The 19487-nt window shown below is 49.6% G+C and carries 18 protein-coding genes, 1 tRNA gene and 1 riboswitch; of the genes, 7 read left to right on the top strand and 12 right to left on the bottom strand.

Translation table 11 applies throughout. The annotated features are described in order from the left end of the window. Positions 1 to 13: 13 nt before the first annotated feature. From brxC to IPI29_14280, 6 genes are all read right to left on the bottom strand, one after another. Positions 14 to 3565: a BREX system P-loop protein BrxC gene (gene brxC / locus IPI29_14305; protein MBK7413718.1), complete on the bottom strand. Its 3552-nt coding sequence runs from the start codon at positions 3563 to 3565 to the stop codon at positions 14 to 16. 13 nt (positions 3566 to 3578) lie between these two features. Beyond that, positions 3579 to 4157, bottom strand: a complete 579-nt coding sequence (locus IPI29_14300; GenBank protein ID MBK7413717.1) for a DUF1788 domain-containing protein — start codon at positions 4155 to 4157, stop codon at positions 3579 to 3581. Next, positions 4154 to 4759, bottom strand: coding sequence for a DUF1819 family protein (locus IPI29_14295; protein ID MBK7413716.1), 606 nt, complete (start codon positions 4757 to 4759; stop codon positions 4154 to 4156). The genes IPI29_14300 and IPI29_14295 overlap by 4 nt, the downstream gene beginning before the upstream one ends. A gap of 577 nt (positions 4760 to 5336) precedes the next feature. After that, the gene (locus IPI29_14290; protein MBK7413715.1) at positions 5337 to 5843 is read right to left on the bottom strand and encodes a tetratricopeptide repeat protein; all 507 of its coding nucleotides are present in this window, start codon (positions 5841 to 5843) and stop codon (positions 5337 to 5339) included. Positions 5844 to 5911: 68 nt separating this feature from the next. Then, a complete protein-coding gene (locus IPI29_14285) occupies positions 5912 to 6520 on the bottom strand; it encodes a tetratricopeptide repeat protein (GenBank protein ID MBK7413714.1) in 609 nt (202 codons plus the stop codon). Between the two features lie 325 nt (positions 6521 to 6845). Further along, positions 6846 to 7871 (bottom strand): hypothetical protein, encoded by a 1026-nt coding sequence (locus IPI29_14280; protein ID MBK7413713.1) that lies wholly within the window; start codon positions 7869 to 7871, stop codon positions 6846 to 6848. 575 nt (positions 7872 to 8446) lie between these two features. Between IPI29_14280 and IPI29_14275 the strand changes: the two genes are divergently transcribed. Continuing rightward, positions 8447 to 8737, top strand: a complete 291-nt coding sequence (locus IPI29_14275; protein MBK7413712.1) for a hypothetical protein — start codon at positions 8447 to 8449, stop codon at positions 8735 to 8737. Next, a complete protein-coding gene (locus IPI29_14270) occupies positions 8706 to 9362 on the top strand; it encodes an ankyrin repeat domain-containing protein (protein ID MBK7413711.1) in 657 nt (218 codons plus the stop codon). Before IPI29_14275 ends, IPI29_14270 begins: the two co-directional genes overlap by 32 nt. A gap of 1145 nt (positions 9363 to 10507) precedes the next feature. Here IPI29_14270 and IPI29_14265 read toward each other — a convergent pair. Further along, positions 10508 to 11536, bottom strand: coding sequence for a phage integrase SAM-like domain-containing protein (locus IPI29_14265; protein ID MBK7413710.1), 1029 nt, complete (start codon positions 11534 to 11536; stop codon positions 10508 to 10510). A 228-nt stretch (positions 11537 to 11764) separates the two neighbouring features. Next, a tRNA-Arg gene (locus IPI29_14260) sits at positions 11765 to 11838 on the bottom strand. Between the two features lie 76 nt (positions 11839 to 11914). Between IPI29_14260 and IPI29_14255 the strand changes: the two genes are divergently transcribed. Both IPI29_14255 and IPI29_14250 read left to right on the top strand, forming a co-directional pair. Further along, the gene (locus tag IPI29_14255; GenBank protein ID MBK7413709.1) at positions 11915 to 12142 is read left to right on the top strand and encodes a type II toxin-antitoxin system Phd/YefM family antitoxin; all 228 of its coding nucleotides are present in this window, start codon (positions 11915 to 11917) and stop codon (positions 12140 to 12142) included. Continuing rightward, on the top strand, positions 12139 to 12534 hold the full coding sequence (locus IPI29_14250; GenBank protein ID MBK7413708.1) for a type II toxin-antitoxin system VapC family toxin: 396 nt from the start codon (positions 12139 to 12141) through the stop codon (positions 12532 to 12534). Before IPI29_14255 ends, IPI29_14250 begins: the two co-directional genes overlap by 4 nt. 73 nt (positions 12535 to 12607) lie before the next feature. Here the strand turns inward: IPI29_14250 and IPI29_14245 are convergent, their stop codons facing one another. From IPI29_14245 to IPI29_14235, 3 genes are read right to left on the bottom strand one after another with little or no spacing between them, the layout of a single operon-like run. Then, positions 12608 to 13657, bottom strand: a complete 1050-nt coding sequence (locus IPI29_14245) for a hypothetical protein (protein MBK7413707.1) — start codon at positions 13655 to 13657, stop codon at positions 12608 to 12610. A 14-nt stretch (positions 13658 to 13671) separates the two neighbouring features. Beyond that, positions 13672 to 14655: an MsnO8 family LLM class oxidoreductase gene (locus tag IPI29_14240; protein MBK7413706.1), complete on the bottom strand. Its 984-nt coding sequence runs from the start codon at positions 14653 to 14655 to the stop codon at positions 13672 to 13674. A 16-nt stretch (positions 14656 to 14671) separates the two neighbouring features. Next, positions 14672 to 14875, bottom strand: coding sequence for a hypothetical protein (locus IPI29_14235; GenBank protein ID MBK7413705.1), 204 nt, complete (start codon positions 14873 to 14875; stop codon positions 14672 to 14674). Positions 14876 to 14906: 31 nt separating this feature from the next. On the opposite strand from IPI29_14235, the gene IPI29_14230 reads away from it, so the two are divergent. The 3 genes from IPI29_14230 (at position 14907) to IPI29_14220 (ending at position 17935) form a co-directional block, all read left to right on the top strand. Continuing rightward, on the top strand, positions 14907 to 16727 hold the full coding sequence (locus tag IPI29_14230) for a SurA N-terminal domain-containing protein (protein ID MBK7413704.1): 1821 nt from the start codon (positions 14907 to 14909) through the stop codon (positions 16725 to 16727). Positions 16728 to 16826: 99 nt separating this feature from the next. Then, a complete protein-coding gene (locus IPI29_14225; GenBank protein MBK7413703.1) occupies positions 16827 to 17231 on the top strand; it encodes a four helix bundle protein in 405 nt (134 codons plus the stop codon). 77 nt (positions 17232 to 17308) lie between these two features. Then, on the top strand, positions 17309 to 17935 hold the full coding sequence (locus IPI29_14220) for an HAD family phosphatase (protein MBK7413702.1): 627 nt from the start codon (positions 17309 to 17311) through the stop codon (positions 17933 to 17935). 36 nt (positions 17936 to 17971) lie between these two features. Here IPI29_14220 and IPI29_14215 read toward each other — a convergent pair whose 3' ends face one another. Further along, complete coding sequence (locus IPI29_14215; protein ID MBK7413701.1) at positions 17972 to 19165, bottom strand: MFS transporter; 1194 nt, start codon at positions 19163 to 19165, stop codon at positions 17972 to 17974. A 105-nt stretch (positions 19166 to 19270) separates the two neighbouring features. Further along, positions 19271 to 19482: riboswitch (cobalamin riboswitch) on the top strand. Positions 19483 to 19487: the final 5 nt, after the last annotated feature.

The raw sequence follows: 19487 nt of genomic DNA, 5'->3' as shown, positions 1-19487 counted from the left end.
GCAGTTCAGATATCTATCGTATCTCTATGCGCTCGCCCATGAGAATGGCGCTCTCCATTTCGGTGCGTAGTTGCTCAAGAAATTTCTCGATGTCGGCATTCGTTTCAATGTAGCCTGACTTCCACACAATTGCGGGGACTAAAACACGCTGTTTCTTGATTGGCCTTCCCTTCTCTTCAAGGTGCCTTTCAAGTTGCTTGATTGCCACATCGTATTCATTGGTCGCCTCTTGTGAACATTGTGTGAGATGCGCCAGACTCTCCTCACTCTTGATACGGGCAATGAGCATGTTTAGCGGTGCAAGGAGGTCCGCCTTGAAAGTTGCATCTACAGAAGCCCCATTGAGAGCCTTCTCTAATCTCTCAATTTGTGTACCGACAAGTGAGGCAACATCAACTCGTCGTTGATCTAGCAGTCTATCATTGACGCTCTTTACGGCACTTATCAACGACTCTGCTTCTTTAACGAAGCTATACGGCTGCGGATCGCCTAGAATATCGGTCATTCTCTTTAGTGCTTCCCGTGATCCAACTTCTCGTTCGAGCTCTAGTTGATTAACTCTGAAGGACTCAAACGAGCTCCGAAGTCTGTCCCATGCCGGCTTCTGCTTCCTAAAGAAATGATCTAGCTTGTGAAAACACTCACTCGCGTGCAATAGCCCAATCTCAAGGCCATTGAACTTCTCGAGAAACTTTCGGCTATCACTATTCAAGACGAGTTGGTCAATGAGAACCAGACTTGTTGATAGATCATCAGCGCCCGGGTATCTGCCGGTTTCAGAGTAATGCTTATAGCCTCGCATTGTAAACTGCCATTCACCTAGCTTCTTGCTGAGAAATGAAGTGAGGCCATCTTCACCGTCAGGCCCCATCTCACCGAACAACTGATTGCCAAGATTTCTGGCAGTCTGAATCACCTTCGGATCTGCTGCTTCACGACGTCGAACGATAATCTTTCTTCGCTTGACTGGCGTCGTGATAGCCTCATACACTCTATCAATGAGTATCGGGGCGGAATCCATAATCAACGTTACTTCTCCAAGAACATACAATCGAGCAATAAGCAATAGAGATTCCTCTTCGGGCCACCCGAATGGCCGTAATGCATATCGCTTTTCTAGAAGATCATGCAACACTACCTGCTGGCTTCTCATGCTGCATAGTCGTAAGTAATCACGCATCTCCTCCATTGCCTCGGGATTGTTTTCGCCTCGCTCAATAAGTAAGATCTCCTTTCCTACGTCATTGCTGCGAATGACGGCCTGAATCTCCTTTAGTGGATCGTCCGCGAAGCGCGATATCAGTCTCATCTTACTGAACGAGTTCTGGATGAGATACTCCATTGATTCATATAGAGCCGCTGCTGGAGTTGTTGTCTTCAACTTGAGTGGGGTACCTACAACATAGTATCGTGCGGCTGTGAGCATGTCATTGAGAGTCCCAACCAGACGAGAACGGCGGCCACGGTTGTCATCTGCGCAGTCTCGGAGTATCCGCCTTGTCGATTCGGGCAATGTTCCATCACTATTGCGAGAGATGTATCGTTCGGTCTGTAGCAAGGTTCTTACTTCGCGTCCGAGACTTTCATCATTGTCAAGCACAAGTAAAACGATTCCACCATCTGAAGTACTGTCAAGTATACCCTTGCTTTCCGCATACATTTCGTACTCGTCACTCAATGGCGAGACTACTGATAGCAGGAGTGCGCCATCTCTCTGGCCGCCAATCGGTAGGGAGTCACACTTACAGTTGAAGGGGAAGTCCATCTTGTTGACAGAGTACCTATGCTTGTTTTGGCCTTTCAGCACATCCTGATAAATCAACTCACCAAGTAGTTTCGATTCATCACCACTACTTAGATCAACTTGCTTGATCGCTCTGTTGATATCGCGTTCTTCATTGGTCAAGAAGGAATAGTTGTCACCACTTCTACTGATCAATGTTTCCCGTTCCAGTCTTCCAAGCCCCTCTTCAATCATTCGACGCAGCTTCAGTTTGTCACCATCAATCTCAGCAAGGCAGAGGGTCGTCAGATTTTCAAGGTTGCCTTTCATTTCATCTACATATCGAATGAGGAATAGCACCTCCAGCAAGTGAACATCGAACGGCTCCAGGCTCGGATTCGAATGCGCCTGATCTATTGTCTTCTTTACCGCCGTGTCTAGAAAGCTCTCTATCGATGGGTAGAAGTCATAGAGAGGAACAAGCACGCCTATTTGCTCTTCCGATACTGACTTGGCTGCCGATTGAAAAGCATCAAGCATCGATCTCTCACCCCGAGCCAGGTGCATACCTGTAGCCCCTGCCTTACGAATCGCTTCGAACACCTTCTGTATGAGCTGGAACTGATATGGCGCGAAGGGATAGTTCTTGACGAAGTCTTCAGCGTCCTTGTACTTGCGAAAGGTTAGGCCGCATTCCTCAAAAGTCAGCTGACTTTTAAGTATGTCGCCATACTTCTCATACTCTTGCACAAGACGCAGCCTTGCGTCCGGGAGTTTGTCCAGGAGTCGCGCCTGTATGACCTCATCAACATTTGCGCTAGAAAGCGAAAGCGGAGGAAAGAACCGTCCTTGAATCTTTGAGAAGTCCTGTTTCTTCGATTTGCTCAAATCACCAAGCACTGAATCCATATCCTCTTGGGAAGTAACAACAATCCATGCGCGACCTTTGCAGATCGTACCGAGTTCTTCTGTAATAGTTTGAAGATTGAGCATGAGATGTGAATCGCTACCAATAAACTGCCCCACCTCATCAGCCAAGAACAGGATTCGATGCTGCGGCCCCTTTGAATCGAGGTAATGCTTGACCCATTTGCAAAAGTTTTCGACTGTAAGTGAGAATATGCTCTCGGCGCCGTCTACCCATGCTTCGGCAGATTGAATGCTTTGGCCAAGAGTCTCGCTGAGGGCCTTCACAACTTCATCTCTATGGAACTGATAGGCATCTCGATCTTCCCGCCACCCTGCGGTAGAATAGCCAGAGTAAGTTCGGACAAAAGTGTCAAGCAAACCCTTTGACTCTAGATGCCGCTCCATGTGCGCGATATGAGGGTGATCGCTGCAATAACCTTGGAGTTCATTAAACACCTTGAGGAATACCCTGAGAATTAGATCTCTTCCAGATGAGCTGGAATGATCAGCCTTGCTATCAATGTTGAAGAGAATGACGTCTGATTGGCCCCTTACTGCTAGCTGAAGGTCAGCAAACGACAGTGCCTCGCCGATCTTACTCTCAAAGAAGTCAACGGCTCTTTTACTCTGCCCTTCAAATGAGTGCTCGCCATTTTGCACAAGGTACGAGAGCACCTTGAGGAAATGTGACTTACCGGAACCAAAGAAGCCGGAGATCCATATCCCAATTTTGTCACTCTTGGTTGTTCGCGCGGAGGGATCATTAGCCTCGAGATACCACTTTGTGAATTTCTTGAAGTGCTTCAACAGCTCTTCTGTTACTACGAATTCATCCAGTTCTTGCCAGATGGACGATTCATCTAGCTGGTCAGCCTTGACAACACCATTGATCGGCCGGGCTATGTCACGTGTAAACAGTTCTTGAATACGCATTTCAACTCCGTACTTATGGTACCAGCTTAAAAGCTCGGTAGTAATTGTTGCTTTTGATCTTGCCGAATAACCTTAGAGACTGTGAGTCATAGACCCCTGGATAGAACAACACGAGAGGTGTATTGCCCATATGAGACTGTAGGTTGTTCAACAATGTATGTGAGCGCAAAAGAGGCCACGCCTTGCCTACTCCGGATACGATCACAAGATCCAGTTGTTCTGGTTCCACCACCTTGGCTAACTCTGCACTGATTTTTGATTCATGCAGAGGACCAGCTAATGCCTTCTTCAGTGCTTCGCTACCCTTCTCTTTTTGCAGGATAACTGACTTATCAAGCAATCCTCGCCGTTCTAGGTAGCTAAGCACAAAGTCGAAGAGGTCCACGTGTTTGACCCTGATGCCATTTGAATGCTTTGGAAGATTTTCCATCAGAATCGCTAGGTAACGACGTATTCGCAATTCATCTTCGGGGGGATAGTCGAAGATGTAGAAAGCGATCTCGTTTCCAAGCCCATGGCCAGCGAGAAATTCCTTTGAGATCAACCTTGGCAGAATAGCATTTAGGCGCTCATCTAGTGTCAGCTTGGTCATGATGACACCTGAAGATATTGTAGAAGTACATCTTCATGATTTGCCTCAAAGTATCTAAACACAGGCTGCGCGAGGTGCACCGTTTGGAGTTTGAGGCTTTTCGTATTCTCTAGGTACCCAGCTTGTGCCAGCATCTGATAGACAGAAGACCGTAGTCGGATGCACGTATTATCATTCCACTTCGGCATGTGCGGATCACGCTCTCTACACCCAACCAGGTATGCATCCCACAGGCGGTGGTCCAGGAGTTTACCGAACGTGCGATATTCATGTCGAACTACGTGAAACAAGAAGTCGGCAAGAAGTCGACTTTGCTTAACGGCAGCGGCAAACACCGCATGGCTCGCCACAGTGTTATCTCCATCACGAATGATGGACCACAACTCCGGTTGAACAGTTTCCAGTCGTTTTCGGACAAGTCGAGCCACTCGTATTGCCGTCCCAATAGAACGAACCTGAAGGACATTGTTGTTCTCGATGTTCTCCCTCCAGAACTCACGATCAAGCGACTGAAGCATAAGCCCAGCGATTATTCGACTCTCCCTAAGCTTCAACCCGCCAGCTGTGATATCGGCGGAATAGTGCGGCTCGGCAGACCACAGATGTTCGTCGTTAGACACAAGAATCTCCACTATGAGCTCTCCTTAGAGCACACAATATATCGCTGTTGACCCCATCCCTAAGTGTTGGGTCTGTTCTTGGCCAGTCCTCTTTGTTCGGTATGAACTTGGGAGCCAAACACTCACGGCCTTTAGGGGCCTAAATCATGCACTAGAAGCACACTCGAGACGGGCAGACGTGTGCAACTTAGCAGACCGTACCATGGTGATCCCTAGCTAGCCCAAGTGCCTCGGCATGAGTGATTCCAATAAGTGCATTCTTCGGCTGGTCTCAGGAACACTTCTATGACTGCATTCACTGCGACTTCTTTCTGTTCAGCTGGAGATTCCGCGTTACGACGTGTCCAATATTGAAACGGACTCTTGCTATTGCCTGCCTTTGTGGCATACCTCTACTTACCCATCCCGCTTGCTCTCTATGCTTCGACAGCGCGCAACATCTTCTCTCGCTGTGTCACCGGAGGCTCCGATGTTGTCTGGAGCGCTAACCTAACTCGTCCCACAATCTCAGAATAGATGTGCTTGCTCGTAGGCATCTGATTCTTCTTCGGTTCTGCATCTAGTTACAGTGTTGCTGAATGGCATCATATGCCCCTTCTAGTCCCAACTCTCCTGCCTTGGAGAGGTCTAGACACCCGCTGTCCCTTTGCCCCAATTGTATTCTAGCTAGTCCTCTAGTAGAGTAAGCCGATGCATGCGCTGGGTTAAGTTCAATAGCCTTATTGCAATCGGCTATCGCCCCTGTGTAATCCTTGAGCATATATTTGGCTCTCGCCCTGTTAGAGTATGCCCATGCGTCCAGCGGGTCAAGTTTAATAGCCTTGCTGCAATCGGCTATCGCGCCTCTGTGATCATCGAGCTTATATTTGGCTCTCCCTCTATGAGAGTATGCCATTGCGTGCGCCGGGTCAAGTTTAATAGCCTCGTTGTAATCTGCTATCGCTCCTTTGTAATCGTTGAGTTTGTATTTGGCCCATCCTCTATTTACCCACTCATCTGCCGTTTGCCCATAGCATATGAAAACGGTGACGAGGGGAATAAGCAAAGCAAGTATGGTTTTAAGCATAGTATCAACTGCCTTCGGTTGTGTGTAATGTGAATGGGGGTTGGCCTTTAAATTCTTCGGTACCGCGTCTATTTACAGAACTCCTTAATTGCATCATAAGCCCGTTCATACCCCAACTCTCCAGCCTTGGAGAGGTCTAAACACCCGCCATGCTTTTGTCCCATAGATATCTTACTTAAACCTCTAGTACAATATGCCGATGCGAATGTCGGGTCAAGTTCAATAGCCTTGTTGCAATCAGCTACCGCTCCTCTGTCATCCTCAATCATTCTTTTGGCGTCCCCTCTTGTAAAGTATGCCATTGCGAACGTCGGGTCAAGTTCAATAGCCTTGTTGCAATCGGATATCGCTCCTCTGTAATCCTCGAGCACTCTTTTAGCGTCCCCTCTAGTAAAGTATGCCATTGCGAACGTCGGGTCAAGTTCAATAGCCTTGTTTAAATCGCCCATCGCTCCTCTGTAATCCTGTAGCATCCTTTTGGCATCCCCTCTTGTATAGTATGCTGCTGCGAGCGTCGGGTCAAGTTCAATAGCCTTGCTGCAATCGGCTATCGCCCCTCTGTAATCCGAGTTTACCCTTTTTGTGTCCCCTCTATCAGCCCACTCCACTGCCGTTTGCCCATAGCATATGGTAACTGTGATGAGGGGAAAAAGCATAGCGAATAGGGTTCTATGCATAGTATCAACTGCTTTTTGGGTGTGTATTAAGTGTGGAGGTTGGTTAGGTGGTAGCCTATAAAAATGCTCTTAGTGGAGAATCCGCTGACATTGACCGCCTCATTCCGCACGAAACTAGCCACCGCACTATATAAAATGCGATCCTTTAATCATTATGCCAGATTGCATTTGCTACTGCGATGTAGTACTTAAGCATGTAGTCACACCTATGAGGACTCGGGTGGTAACATAAGGCGGAATCTCCAGTGGTCCATTGCGTGCGGATTGAAATGGCCAGCGTGAGCGAACCTCCAGGATTACCTGGAAGCCCTGGTTAGCGCCTGTCTTATCTAAAGCATTCATCTATGCCGTTGGCCACTATCTCCTTCAGCAAGGCTGCAGGCGATTCAATGGCCCCGGCGACATCTGACACCGACGTGCGCTCCAGAAGCTCCTTGATGCCGTGGAACACCTTACGATCCATCACTTGCCTGTTTGCATACAATAGATTCAGAAGTCGCTCTTGGCCATACGCCTTTATACCCAGTTGCACGCACCACAATTTGAATTGTCTAAGCCCATCAAAAGCGTCAATTCTGAAGCCAGATAATGCGGCAGGTCTTTGCAGATCATTAATTCCTACAACGCTTACCAAATCGGTGTATTGGTTGACAAGCCAGTCGTTTTGAGTACAATTGTCTAAGTCGGCAAGGGTGGTACGGTCTCTCCTAAATGCTGGCTTGCGAAGCTTGAGCTCCCATCTAATCATGTCAGTGAGACCGTGATTTGCATCTAGGTACTCGCGCACGATACTGTGTGCGTCAGAACCATTCTTGTAACGATGGATCTGCGAATACAAAGCATTTTCTTTGGATTTACACTTCACATACTTCGTACTCCGATCGAAGAGTATCTCATTGTATCTCTTGTCGTTTGAATTGTAGCGATCAATGAAGTCAGTCAGTAGTAAGCTGGAATCTACATTTACACAGAGATCTAGCCTCGTCACTCTTCCTTTTGAAGCATCAACACCCAATCGATTCGAGACTTCCGCAGTGAACTCATGCATTCGTTCGATCGGGAATCCATTGATGTTATTACCGGTCATTAGTCCGGGCACTGAGCAGTTAACTGAAGTCATCTGAGGATTAGATGTCACGAAGAGGCCCTTATATTTTGTAGATATGACCGTTTGGCCGTAGGCAGGCCTCCTACGCGAACCATCCTCCTTTGAGGAGACACGATCAAATAGTGATCCTGCCTCGAGTTTTGACATGAATCGATCATCTTCAGCGTGACCCCTCATAAAATCTGGTTTTGTTGCTAGAACAAATGTTAGAGTGTCGAACCCAATTGAGCGAATATTCATCATGGCACATTCCTAGGACGTTAGTAAACAGTGGTTACTAGGTCTGTAGGCAAGGCCTCATAGGAAGTTCACATGTTCGTTCAATCTTTCGATTTTAATATGTTTTATTACTATTGGATCGAATACAAGACACGCCCACTGCGCGGACACCTCATCGTTCAATAGAAATCCGCCACAATCATACCATCGAACGAGGACTAAAGAATGAACACTATCGTTATAGATCAACGATATGATGGATTTTATGACAGCCGTTAACCAATGGTATCTACTTGGGAACACAAGGAGGCATATGGAGCTTGGAATTCCTAGGCATCTTGGGAGTCCCCTATGTACAAAGCCCCCCCTGGAATCCTGATCTACCTGATCATCCTGAGATGCTTAACTATGCTAACAATAATCCAAACAGTCTACACTAGATATTACTCAGCAGCTAGAAAATCACAGGTGCAAAACGCGCAATAGTAATAAAAGAGGTATTATCCAAATATTTCTTGCTACTTTCAAAATTAATCCATACATTTGTTTATTAATCATTGTAAAGGCCTATAAGCCTATATATAAATCTTGGAGGATGTATGACTATACTAACCATCGATGAATTGGAGATGTTGAATCCTTATGAACTTGGGGATATACTCGTAAAAGAGATATCAGGAGCATCAAGAACGTCTTACATCGAATCGATTCTATGGATGGGGGCTGAGATAAATCATCTGCATGAGGGCTCAATTACGCCTTTGATAGCAGCAGCATCAGTTGGCAACCTTGAGCTTGTGGGTCCCTTGTATCTAATGGGCTGCTGTGAACCAACGAGGGGGATCAAATTGCAATGCGGTGCATTCTGCTGCTTGGAGAGGGCATACTGATGTACTTCAATATTTGGTATCAAAAGGCGCAGATCTCAGTGTGCAGATGACCAGCATGGCAACCCCACTATATCTAGCTGCATATAACGGTCATTCAGATGCTGTTGATTTCATATTGGCAAATGGATGCGACCAACCCCTGGATGACACTTACGACACTTCACCAATGGTTGCTGCATTTCGACAAGGATATTATGACATAGTGGAATCTTTGTTTATGCACGATATGATTTCCGAGCTACAGGCTGGAATTATCGATGATGAAATTGTATATCGAGTATTAGATCCTGGATACACAGTTCTAGATTTCCGAACGGAAGGTTTGGACCTGATTATTACTTTGTCAACCCCAAACAATGAAACAATAGAAGTAGTTGAGACGATACAGACCGATGACGATCTTATATACATTCATGATGATACTATCACCTATTTTGAGGATGATTATGATGATTATGATTATTATGATGAAGCATACCTAGCAGCCGAAGCCCACATTGTCGGAATTTGCTATGTGAAAAACATAGTTGACGCACATCTAAAGATTCAACGCTATCATCTACTAATAGAATCATACCTCGGTAATCAATCTTATCAATTGCCTGGTTTACTTTCTTCCCGCTGATTTGGGCATAGTGTAAAGTGGCTTTAGTCGGCGGATGCCCAAGCTGCCTCCTTGTATCTTAGGATTCCACCCCATTGCCAGGCAGCATAACCGCATATGCTGCCTGGCATTATGCTGCCAAGGTTTCCTTCCTTTTGCTGAGATCCTTCCCAGGTGCTGTAGCAACTACCAAGCCCGATGGCAGTTGTGTGGAGAGCCCACGCACGCATTTAGATGCCATAGCGGCATGCATACGGCCTTACACCTTCTTTACCTTCTCATGGCCTAAACATCCTCTACTTGGACTCCTCAACAACAGTGAGTGGACGGTTAAAACGGCCCCCTGCAACCCCCCCCGAGAGATCCTCTATGGACGTCTCGTGCTGACCACGCTTCTCCAGACTTTGTGGCTGCTCAGGTCGATCGTCAGCCTTCGTTGCGTGAGAAATTCGACCGGGCGTTGCCCGCAATTCCTCTACGGCTCGCTCTGTGGCAGCCGGGAGCGGTCGACGCCTCGGCTATTGACTCCCGACGCGGAACGCCCAGGCTACCGCGCGAGGCGACCGCGGACCCAACCGCAGAAAACAGACGTCAGGACCCGCCGCGACGCACCCCCCCGCATTGAGACTTTTACGCGATTATCGTGCCCTCTCTAACGTTATGTATTTGCCGGTATTGCCAACGACCCTGATGCGATAGCTGAGATATCTCTTCAATAACACCTGGATTTGCACACATGCATGCACCCTTAAAGTTCCGACTCAATAGATGATGAATGAATTCACCTTCTATAGCGTTTAGAGATCAGATGTTCACAGAATTACTTTTTATCGGTGAACATTCAGCCGATTTGACTGTGCATTGATTACTGTATCAGCGATTTGGGAGTGAGAACGCTTATCATAGACACTTAGGCTGCGGATGTCAGCGTGACCTGATGTTCTTCGAATCACCTCATCCTCCTAAGCCGGCGAGAAATTTGTTGGTGATCGATGATTTCCTCAAACAATGCGAGCTCATGACATCGCAGAGCGGCTGCATACGTCCCTTGTGATGAACCATGCGATCTAGCCGGCAAGCTTGCACAACAGCCTTGATGTCCTTGTTAAATTTTGAATTGTAATTGAGGTTCGACACGAACACTGGCCAACCGCTATTAAAGTGTTTCAATATTGACCTGACTCGTTCGCTATGGACGATAATCTGGTCCTTTCCGGTTTTTCTTTGCTGATCAGCTGGTAGTTCATTGCAACCACGCAGGGATCTGTGGAGATGGAGCCTAGGTCCGAATATCGTGTCCCCACTTCTGCCGCTAGCACCATCACCAACCGGACGGCTTCGAGCTTAGATTGTCCATTCAACTCCAGATTCCAAATTGCGTCGATTTCGTCGTTCGTCAGGACCGCGTCAGAGTCTTTCTGCCGCGCTGCCGCAGATGCTTTAAGAGTTAAGAACTTCTGGGCATTAGATGCCGGGTAGCGTTCAACCCAGTGGAACACGGTGTTTAACTCCTTGTTGAGCCTCCCAACTGTGGATGGGCTAAGTCCCCTGCTTGACTCCAACCAGTCGTGCCAGCGAGATGCGAATTGATGAGCACTCTTGGTATCCCTGTGAAGATCAACCAGCTTTATTTTCCCCCAGTGGTTTTCAAATTGCTCGACGTGATTTCGCATCGACTTATAATTCTTCAGCGTTCCAGGCTCGAGTCTAACGCCCTGAGATTCACGGGTTAGCGGATACTCCGCGATAAACCTATCGACTAGGGCCGTAAGTGATTCTTCCTTGTTCACGATCTGGGTCTGCTGCTTATAGGCGTCGCGAATGCCCTGCAGAGCAGCCAAAGGGTCATATGACTCAATGAATGAGCTGAGTTGATCGGGACCGCAAATACTGGCTCGCTCATAGCTATTCATTACGTTAGAATTCGCCTGCTGCAAAAGCGATGCAAGGGTTTCAAGGCTCGTCCTCACAACATCCGCCTGTTTCGAAGCGCCCACAACACGGGAGTTCACAGAATTCCAACTTGCCACCGGGAGCTGGCCGGACCCTTCGATACCAAATCGAATGCGCTTCCCTCGATGCGTTATGGTCGCGTTCAGATAGCCTTTGGTTGACGTTGCGCTGTGCTTTTTCATCGCGATCGAGACCTTGAATGCCCATTCGCGTAGGTGGTGGTTCTTGTTGTTCCGTTTCATCTTGACACCTTGAGTTTGAAGAAGGAGATTTGTTCTTTCCATCTTCTAGATGTGTCATTCAAAAAGTTCACTATCAAAACTCGGGGCAGCAAACTCGGGGCAGATTGGTGTTGCACATAGCTGCAGGTAGTTGCAACAAACGGCAAAAGCCCCACGCCAAAAATGGCGTAAGGCTTTATTACCAATCGTTTTACACTGATTTTTGCGAAACTCAGTGATGTGTTCCAGTAGTCCCGAGCAGATTCGAACTGCTGACTTTCAGCTTCGGAGGCTGACGTTCTATCCAGCTGAACTACGGGACCAAGAACGACAAACTTACGGAATTCGTCACCATTCCTTACATTAGTCCATACTCTTAGCTAATCTATGGAAGCTGCTATGATCATGGTCAATGTGCATGAGGCAAAGACTCAGCTCTCTGCCCTATTAGCCGCTGTGGAACGCGGAGAAGAAGTGGTGATCGCTCGCAATGGAGAACCTGTAGCGAAGCTGGTCCACTATGTGGAACAACCAAAACTCCGACGCCTCGGTTGCGCCATGGGTTCCATCCTCTACATGGCTGAAGATTTTGATGCGCCCCTTGACGACTTCGATGAATACCAATGAGTACCTACCTCCTCGACTCACATGTTTGGCTCTGGGCAAGCAACAGCCCATCAAGATTGTCGCCATTAGCGCAAGAGTTGATCAATGATTCGAGAACGTCTCTTCAACTGAGTCTCGCATCTATTTGGGAGATCGGGATCAAGGTCTCGACCGGCAAACTCATCATTGCCAATGAGGAGAGAGTCGATGCGTATGTAGCACGCATCAATGCACTGATGGGTGTGACTCTCGCACCAATAACTACGCGGGATGTTGAGGCAGTCACAAAACTCCCGTGGCTCCACAAAGACCCATTCGATAGAATGCTCATCGCTCAAGCGATCAGCCTCAACATACCGATCATCACCGCCGATCCGCATTTCCAACTGTATGATGTGTCGGTGATGTGGTAGCAACTATATGACGCTATGACGTTATGACGTTATGACGTCATAATTGTCATGATTGTCATAACGTCATAACTCTTCAATAACGTTTTACGACCCTTACGCCCTGACCCGGTACGATCTCAGCGCCAACAAGGAAGGTCTTGTCCTGTTGCTCTAATACGCTGTACCCGGCCAATGCACTAAGGATCCTAGCCGATGAAAGGTCACCGGTGATCTTGGTAAGGGGCGTCTTGGTATACTCGTTCGGAATGGTCACAATGGATCCGTCGGCACATGAACGTAGTCCATGGAGTGGCGGTACATCTGTCGGTAAGAGAACAAGCGTATTCCAGGTATCCCCCTGATCGTTTGTTGTAGCTCCACGCATCTGCCCGGTGCTCGCCGTATGAACAACGAGGAGCCGCCGACCTGTAATACGAGCGATGCTACTGATAGACCCCCCAAGCGGTACGCGCATGAATCTCCATGTTTTGCCGGAGTCTTGTGTGTTCATGACGCGGCCACTCGACATGCCGATGTGGACCTCACCACCCGCTACGCACACAGATCGATCGTTGCGCTCCGTGGGTTCTTCTGTTGCGGGCTCGGCTAACATCGGCGTTGAAGTAGTCCATGTGGAACCACCGTCAGTTGTCCTACTTACTACCCACTTGCGCTCAATAGTGCGCCCCTCCTGACCGATAATAATCCCAATCGACGGTGTGAAAAAATGGATGAAATGGGGATTCTTCAATCGAACCTGCTCAGGCAAAACCATTGACCATTTCTTACCGCCATTCACGGTTCGATACAGCTCTGTGGTATCCTCTCGCTGCATGATCACCCATGCCTCCTTCGCAGAGATCGGTGCAATGTCCACACCCCATCGCCACCAGTTAGGCGTCACACATGTACTGTCCCACTTCACACCGTTGCTACTGACAAACGCATACACCCCGGCAACGGTCGGCATGGTCTCTTGCGTTGTAGATGTGAGGCCCCATATCGTTCCGTCAAAGGCACGCTCGATCTGTGCAATGGCGTTCATTTGGAAGTCAATACCAAGATCGATCTCCTCTGCCAAGACTCGAGTACCAGAGGTGAGTACGAGGGTAAGACAACAAAGAAAAACTGATCGTCGGGACATAACAACTCGCGATGTCATTGAAGAATTGATGCTAAACGTTCATACGATGCGCACCGCATGCCATGATCGTCGGTGATGGTCACAAGTGCGAACTCGGATGTGGCATACCGACGTTCCATCTCGTGCAAACGTTCTGCTACGTTTTCTGTACTTCCGATAAGTACGCTTGCCCTGCGCATGTCTCGTACCATACGTTCCATTGGGTCGAGGGGGAAGGAAGCCCCTTCTTCGATGAGGGGAAACCGGACGTTTTTCGATCGCAGGAACGACTCTACAAACCACTGCTCACTGCATTGCGCCATTCGTGCCGCATCATTGTCCGTATCGCCCACAAATGCTACCGTTGCCACAAGTGTACGGGGCGCAGCATTCCACACACTCGGTATGAACGTGGCATGATATGCTGCAAGCGCTTCGTTGCAATGTGTTGGGTCGATGAACGAACCAAACGCATAGGCAAGCCCCCGTGTCCCTGCCTCTACTGCACTGGCCGGACTTGTTCCGAGCACCCAGATCTCGGGCGCTTCTACACCGTCCGGAACGGCAACCACATCGCCATGATTGGATGCCACCCGCACGTCCCGTAAGAGAGTTAGCGTCTCATCTAAACGTTGATAGGCATCGAGTGGACGTTCTCCCAGAGCCTTCATCACACGCTGGTCACCGCCCGGTGCCCTGCCGAAGCCTGCATCGATACGTCCGGGCGCTAGGGCATGCAGTGTACGGAGTGATTCGGCCATTCTAAGGGGCTCTGCATGACCCAATAAGATCCCACCACTGCCAAGCCTGATGCGTGTTGTTCGGGCCGCTGCGTACGACATCATGATCTCGGGTGAGGCACTTGCGAATGATGCGGATCCATGATGCTCCGCGAACCAATATCTCGAATAGCCCCATTCATCGGCCTTCTGCACGAGATCCATGGTTTCCGAGATCGCATCGGCAGCAGTGCGTCCGGCGATCACAGGCGATTGATCGAGAATAGAAAGTTTGATCATTCGGTGTCCCAGATCGCTACGATCTCTGTTCCGCTTCGTTGAAGGCGAGATTCTGCGTCGAGCTCCCGAGGACAAGTACCCGAAGAACATCCGGCGAGACCTGGAATCCGGCCTCATTGAGGAGTGAAAGTGCCCGATCGGTATGCAGCCGATGTTCTGGTTGTTCTGCCAACAGCTCTCCTAGGAGCTTCTTGGCCTTGACGATCTGGAACGAGTTCATAGCTGCAAATCTACGGTGGTATCTTTGCGTTATGGTTCTGATCCTCTTCTTTCTCGGTGCATTGTTTGGCTCAACGGCCTCGGCACAAGTACTCGCCCCTTCACAACCTTCTCAGCAGCAGCGACTTTTCGCCGGCACGATCAATGCCGATACGGTGTGGCTCGATGAATATTCGCGTGAGGTTGGACGTCTGACAGAGATGGCAACTCAGCGTGGCGAGGTTGACCCGTCGGACATCATGGAACAGGCTTGGAATGATGTGATCCGACGCCGGATCCTGCTCCAAGAAGCTGCCAGAAGAGGTTTGCAACTGGAGCTTCGCGAGGTGGACAGCATCCTCCTCGAAGCCACTCCGGACTTCATCCGCCGAGGTATCGTTGATGAAAAGGGTCGGTTCGATAAGGGGCTCCTCACAGCCATGCTCTACGCACCGGACTCCTTGATCCGTATCAACACGCCTGGCATGTCCACAGATCAACGTGCGAATGAACGTGCGCAGCTTAACGCATCGATCGCACAGTTGCGGGAACGTGTTGGTCTGATGGAGATGGAGAAGCGGCTACGAGCGATCGTAGCGAAGGATCACCGATTCGATACCACGGGACTTCGTCAGCGGTATCGCGATGTGGCTACCTCTGCCACGGTGGACGTGATCCTCATCCCCTGTGTGAAGGATCTTCCGTCACCAAATCTTGCCGATCTCAAGGCCTATCACAAGGCTCATCCAACTGCTTTCACGTCGCCCCTTCCCATGCGAAGACTTGCGTTCATCTCCTGGCCGATGGCTGCGGCACCGATCGACTCATCACTCTTCCTCGGCAATGTGAATGACTTTGTTGGTCTTCTCAACAAGGCAACATCAAAACGTCAGCGAGATTCGATCTGGGCAAGTGTTGCAACAACCACATCGAGCGGAGCAACAAGACTCTCTCCCGACAGCGCATCGCACCGCATGTTCTATGCTGCCGTTAAGGGGAAGAAGCCAGGCACGGCCGTTGGCCCGATCAAGCACAGCACAGGCATCCACGTCCTGCTTGTTGATACCGTTCACGCAAAGAGTGCAAAGATCGCCGGCGAGATCAGCATACGTGTGATCATCTCCGAGATCGAACCATCTCGTCAGACCATAGACAGCATTCTGCGTCAGGTAGACGAAGCCGCAGAGATGTACGAACGCGGTATGGAGCTCTCCGCCATTGCCGGTCGATTCGGTCGCGTCCCCGAATCATCACCCTGGTTCACAGAAGAAGAAAAGATCTACGGCTCACACAGACTCGTTGATGTTGCCTTCAAAACACCCGTCTCCGTTGCTTGCGACCCCATTGACACACCCGAGCGCGGTGCTGTCCTCGCCGTTGTTGTAGATAGCATTCCCGCCGGCCCCATGCCCTTCGAAGCCGCCGCCCCTCGCATCGCAGAAGCACTCAACCGCGAGCGTGGCTGCGAAGAACGTCGTCAACTCGCAAACACTGTAAAGGGGCTCACCTCCCGCCTCGACGACGGACTGATGTTCATCAGTGAAACACCAAAAGAAGCACAAGTAGCACGCGGACTCAACGTTCACTCAGACGGCATGATCGGAGAGGTACTCTACGATCCAACAGCCGCCAAGGAGATCCTCGCTAAACCAACACCCGATCTCTTCGGCCCCTTCCTCGCCGAATCCGGTTGGTACATCGTGAACATCACCGGCGTCATCAAAGCCAACGACGACGAATACCCCATGTGGCTCGAGATGCGCAAGGAAACCATTGAAGCAGAACAGATCGAAGCCCACTGGCAATCATTTGTAAAGGGGCTCCGCACCAACGCCATTATCGAGGATAATCGGTGGGTGTATTTTAGATACTAATGACGTTATGACGATTATGACGCTATGACTTTATGACGTTATGACAAATATGTCGGTATGACGGCGTCACGTTTGTATGACGAGAATACACTGAGTGGTATGAGCGAGTTCGACCCATACTACTTGGACAAGACGAGTGGAGAACTTCAGAACAGATCTGCATCTCTGGCGAGGTCAGTCCGTGCCATATCTCATAAGATCAGCGAGTGCTCATGGGTAGATAAGAAGCTTGTCGATCAATTCTGTCGGGCCGGCACATCGATTGGAGCGAACGTACGTGAGGCAAAGTTCTCTGAGTCGAACAGGGATTTTTTACACAAACTCAAGATCGCCGAGAAAGAGCTTGGTGAGTTCTTCTTTTGGCTAGGCCTACTCAATTCGGAACCGACGCTGGTCAACGAGGATCTGGGCAGACAGTTGTTTAATGATGCAATGGCTGTCAGGAACTTCTTGCGCGCTGCTATCTTAACGATGCGCCGCAAACTCAACTCCTCATCGTCATAACCGTCATAACGTCATAACTGTCATAACTGTCATAACGTCATAACCGTCATAACCGTCATAATCGTCATATCCGTCACATGTCCTCTTCACCGAACCTCATCATCCTCGACCTCGGCGGCGTATTGTTCAATATTGATTTTGAACGAACGAAGCGCGCATTACTAGAACTGCCCGGGTACAACGGTCTCGATGTGAGGTTTGGAGTGGAGACGCAATCTGACGTGTTCGTAGACTATGATCGCGGCGCTCTTACAACCAGCGAGTTCAGAGAGAAGTTGCGATCTATGTACGGGTATGTATGTTCAGACGAAGAGATCGACCGTGCATGGTGCGCGATTCTGGATAAAGGTCTCTTCCCGTTCGCATCTGATGTAGTGCGCAGTATCAGAATGCGTTTTGCATCCCGTCCTGGAGATCGGCTCGTGATCTTTTCAAATATCTCAGAGTTGCATTACCTCGATGCAAGGGATCGCTGCCAACCGGTTTTTTCTCTTGTTGACAAGGTCTATCTCTCGTACACACTCGGACTCAGAAAACCAGACCCACAGTCGTTTCTCGCTATCTGCGAGTTAGAGGGGATACCGGCATCCCATACATTATTGATCGATGACTCCATAGCCAACTGCACTTCTGCTGAGTCTCTAGGGATCACGACGATCCATGTCACCGACCCGTCTGCTGTCATAACGTCATATTCGTCATAGCGTCATAATTGTCATAGCGTCATAATTGTCATAACGTCATAACATTTCATGATCCCTGGTTTCTCTCGCAAACCACACCGTGATCAGCCCCACTACGTAGGCGCCGCTGAATACGAAGATGGCGTTGTTGTATCCACCGAGGTGTTCAACAAGCACTCCCATGAAGATCACAGCAATGGCTGTGAGGAGACGTCCGGCATTCATGCTGATGCCAACGGCGGCAGCTCTGATACCTGTTGGGAAGAGCTCGGCGAGGTAGGTGCCGAGGACGCCCTGGTTGACGCCGATGCAGAGGGCGAGAAGGAAGGCCATGGAGAACAACATCGCGCCGGGCGTGAGTCCGGTAAGGAAGGTAGCAGCGGTGAGAATGATGCACCCTGCATATCCGATAGCGGCGGCGGTACGCCTGCCAAAGCCATTGGAGAGTGGTCCGGCCACAAGTCCGCCTACGAGACATCCGCCCCCTAACATAATGTTGACGATGCCGCGATTCTGCTGTGCCATCTCTGGTGCGCTCATCTTGTGAACCCAGGTTGGCATCCATACGAAGACGGCCCAGAGTCCAATGAGCATTGTGCCGAACAACATCACACCAACAATGAGATCGTTGCGGTGGGCAGGCTCAATGAGTTGATGTAAGGAGTGTTTCCCGCTGCGTTGCCAAAGGCTTGATTCTTTTGTGACAATGAGCACGGCTGCAGCTAAGACAATGGTGCCTCCCCCGATGAGATAGGCGGTTCTCCAATCGGCAATATTCTGTGCGACCAGGCCGGAGAGAATGAGTCCAACGGGAAAGGCATTCATCATGATGCCCACCATTCGCGCTCGGTTTCCGGTGGACCATGCTTCGGAGATCATCACCGTGGCCATGAGAAGAATGCCGCCCGCTCCTGCGCCGGTCAGGAATCTGATGGCAACGAGGATGGGAAGGGTTGGGGCGAATGCTGTACCAACGATCCCAAGCGAACACATGAGAACACTTGCAAAGAGAGCCATCTTCCGGCCGATACGGTCGCCTGCAACACCAAGGGCAAATGCACCAATAGCCCAACCAACAAGAAAGGCGCTGCCGGCAAAGGAACCGGTCTGACCGATCTGGGCGGGTGTTGCAGAGCCCCCTGACAGTTCAGCGGCGATAAGGGGCAGATAGACACTGAATAAGGTGGCTGCGATGCCGGCACTCACTACGGAGAGCCAACAAACGACATAAAGCATAGCGCGAGTTTGCATTCCGCAAGATACGAGCCGTCCAACCACCCATTAGCACATTAGCAGATTAGCACATTAGCAGATTAGCACATTAGCAGATTAGCACATTAGCACATTAGCACATTAACTTTGCCCTCCCGATGTGGTCACCGTCTTGTTGACGGTGCTGTGAGGGAAGCACGTGTGAATCGTGCGCGGTTGCGCCGCCGTAACGGTTGACGACCCGTTCTAGCCCCCTGAGGGCAGCCACTGTTGAAACGTTGATGACGTTCAATGGGAAGGTGAATGGGAAGGATGACGCCGAAGCCGGAAGACCTGCCACATCGATCATCTACATGGGGTC

Source organism: Ignavibacteria bacterium, from assembly GCA_016707005.1.
Lineage (GTDB): Bacteria > Bacteroidota > Ignavibacteria > Kapaibacteriales > Kapaibacteriaceae > UBA10438.
This window is presented reverse-complemented; position numbering and strand designations above follow the sequence as displayed.

Bases quoted from the DNA above. Each gene is read 5' to 3' on its own strand.
- IPI29_14215 (MBK7413701.1), bottom strand. From the start codon at position 19,165: ATGCAAACTCGCGCTATGCTTTATGTCGTTTGTTGGCTCTCCGTAGTG.
- IPI29_14230 (MBK7413704.1), top strand. From the start codon at position 14,907: ATGGTTCTGATCCTCTTCTTTCTCGGTGCATTGTTTGGCTCAACGGCC.
- IPI29_14250 (MBK7413708.1), top strand. From the start codon at position 12,139: ATGAGTACCTACCTCCTCGACTCACATGTTTGGCTCTGGGCAAGCAAC.
- IPI29_14255 (MBK7413709.1), top strand. From the start codon at position 11,915: ATGATCATGGTCAATGTGCATGAGGCAAAGACTCAGCTCTCTGCCCTA.
- IPI29_14275 (MBK7413712.1), top strand. From the start codon at position 8,447: ATGACTATACTAACCATCGATGAATTGGAGATGTTGAATCCTTATGAA.
- IPI29_14290 (MBK7413715.1), bottom strand. From the start codon at position 5,843: ATGCTTAAAACCATACTTGCTTTGCTTATTCCCCTCGTCACCGTTTTC.
- IPI29_14280 (MBK7413713.1), bottom strand. From the start codon at position 7,871: ATGATGAATATTCGCTCAATTGGGTTCGACACTCTAACATTTGTTCTA.
- IPI29_14300 (MBK7413717.1), bottom strand. From the start codon at position 4,157: ATGACCAAGCTGACACTAGATGAGCGCCTAAATGCTATTCTGCCAAGG.
- IPI29_14245 (MBK7413707.1), bottom strand. From the start codon at position 13,657: ATGTCCCGACGATCAGTTTTTCTTTGTTGTCTTACCCTCGTACTCACC.
- IPI29_14220 (MBK7413702.1), top strand. From the start codon at position 17,309: ATGTCCTCTTCACCGAACCTCATCATCCTCGACCTCGGCGGCGTATTG.
- IPI29_14225 (MBK7413703.1), top strand. From the start codon at position 16,827: ATGAGCGAGTTCGACCCATACTACTTGGACAAGACGAGTGGAGAACTT.
- IPI29_14265 (MBK7413710.1), bottom strand. From the start codon at position 11,536: ATGAAACGGAACAACAAGAACCACCACCTACGCGAATGGGCATTCAAG.
- IPI29_14240 (MBK7413706.1), bottom strand. From the start codon at position 14,655: ATGATCAAACTTTCTATTCTCGATCAATCGCCTGTGATCGCCGGACGC.
- IPI29_14285 (MBK7413714.1), bottom strand. From the start codon at position 6,520: ATGCATAGAACCCTATTCGCTATGCTTTTTCCCCTCATCACAGTTACC.
- IPI29_14235 (MBK7413705.1), bottom strand. From the start codon at position 14,875: ATGAACTCGTTCCAGATCGTCAAGGCCAAGAAGCTCCTAGGAGAGCTG.
- brxC (MBK7413718.1), bottom strand. From the start codon at position 3,565: ATGCGTATTCAAGAACTGTTTACACGTGACATAGCCCGGCCGATCAAT.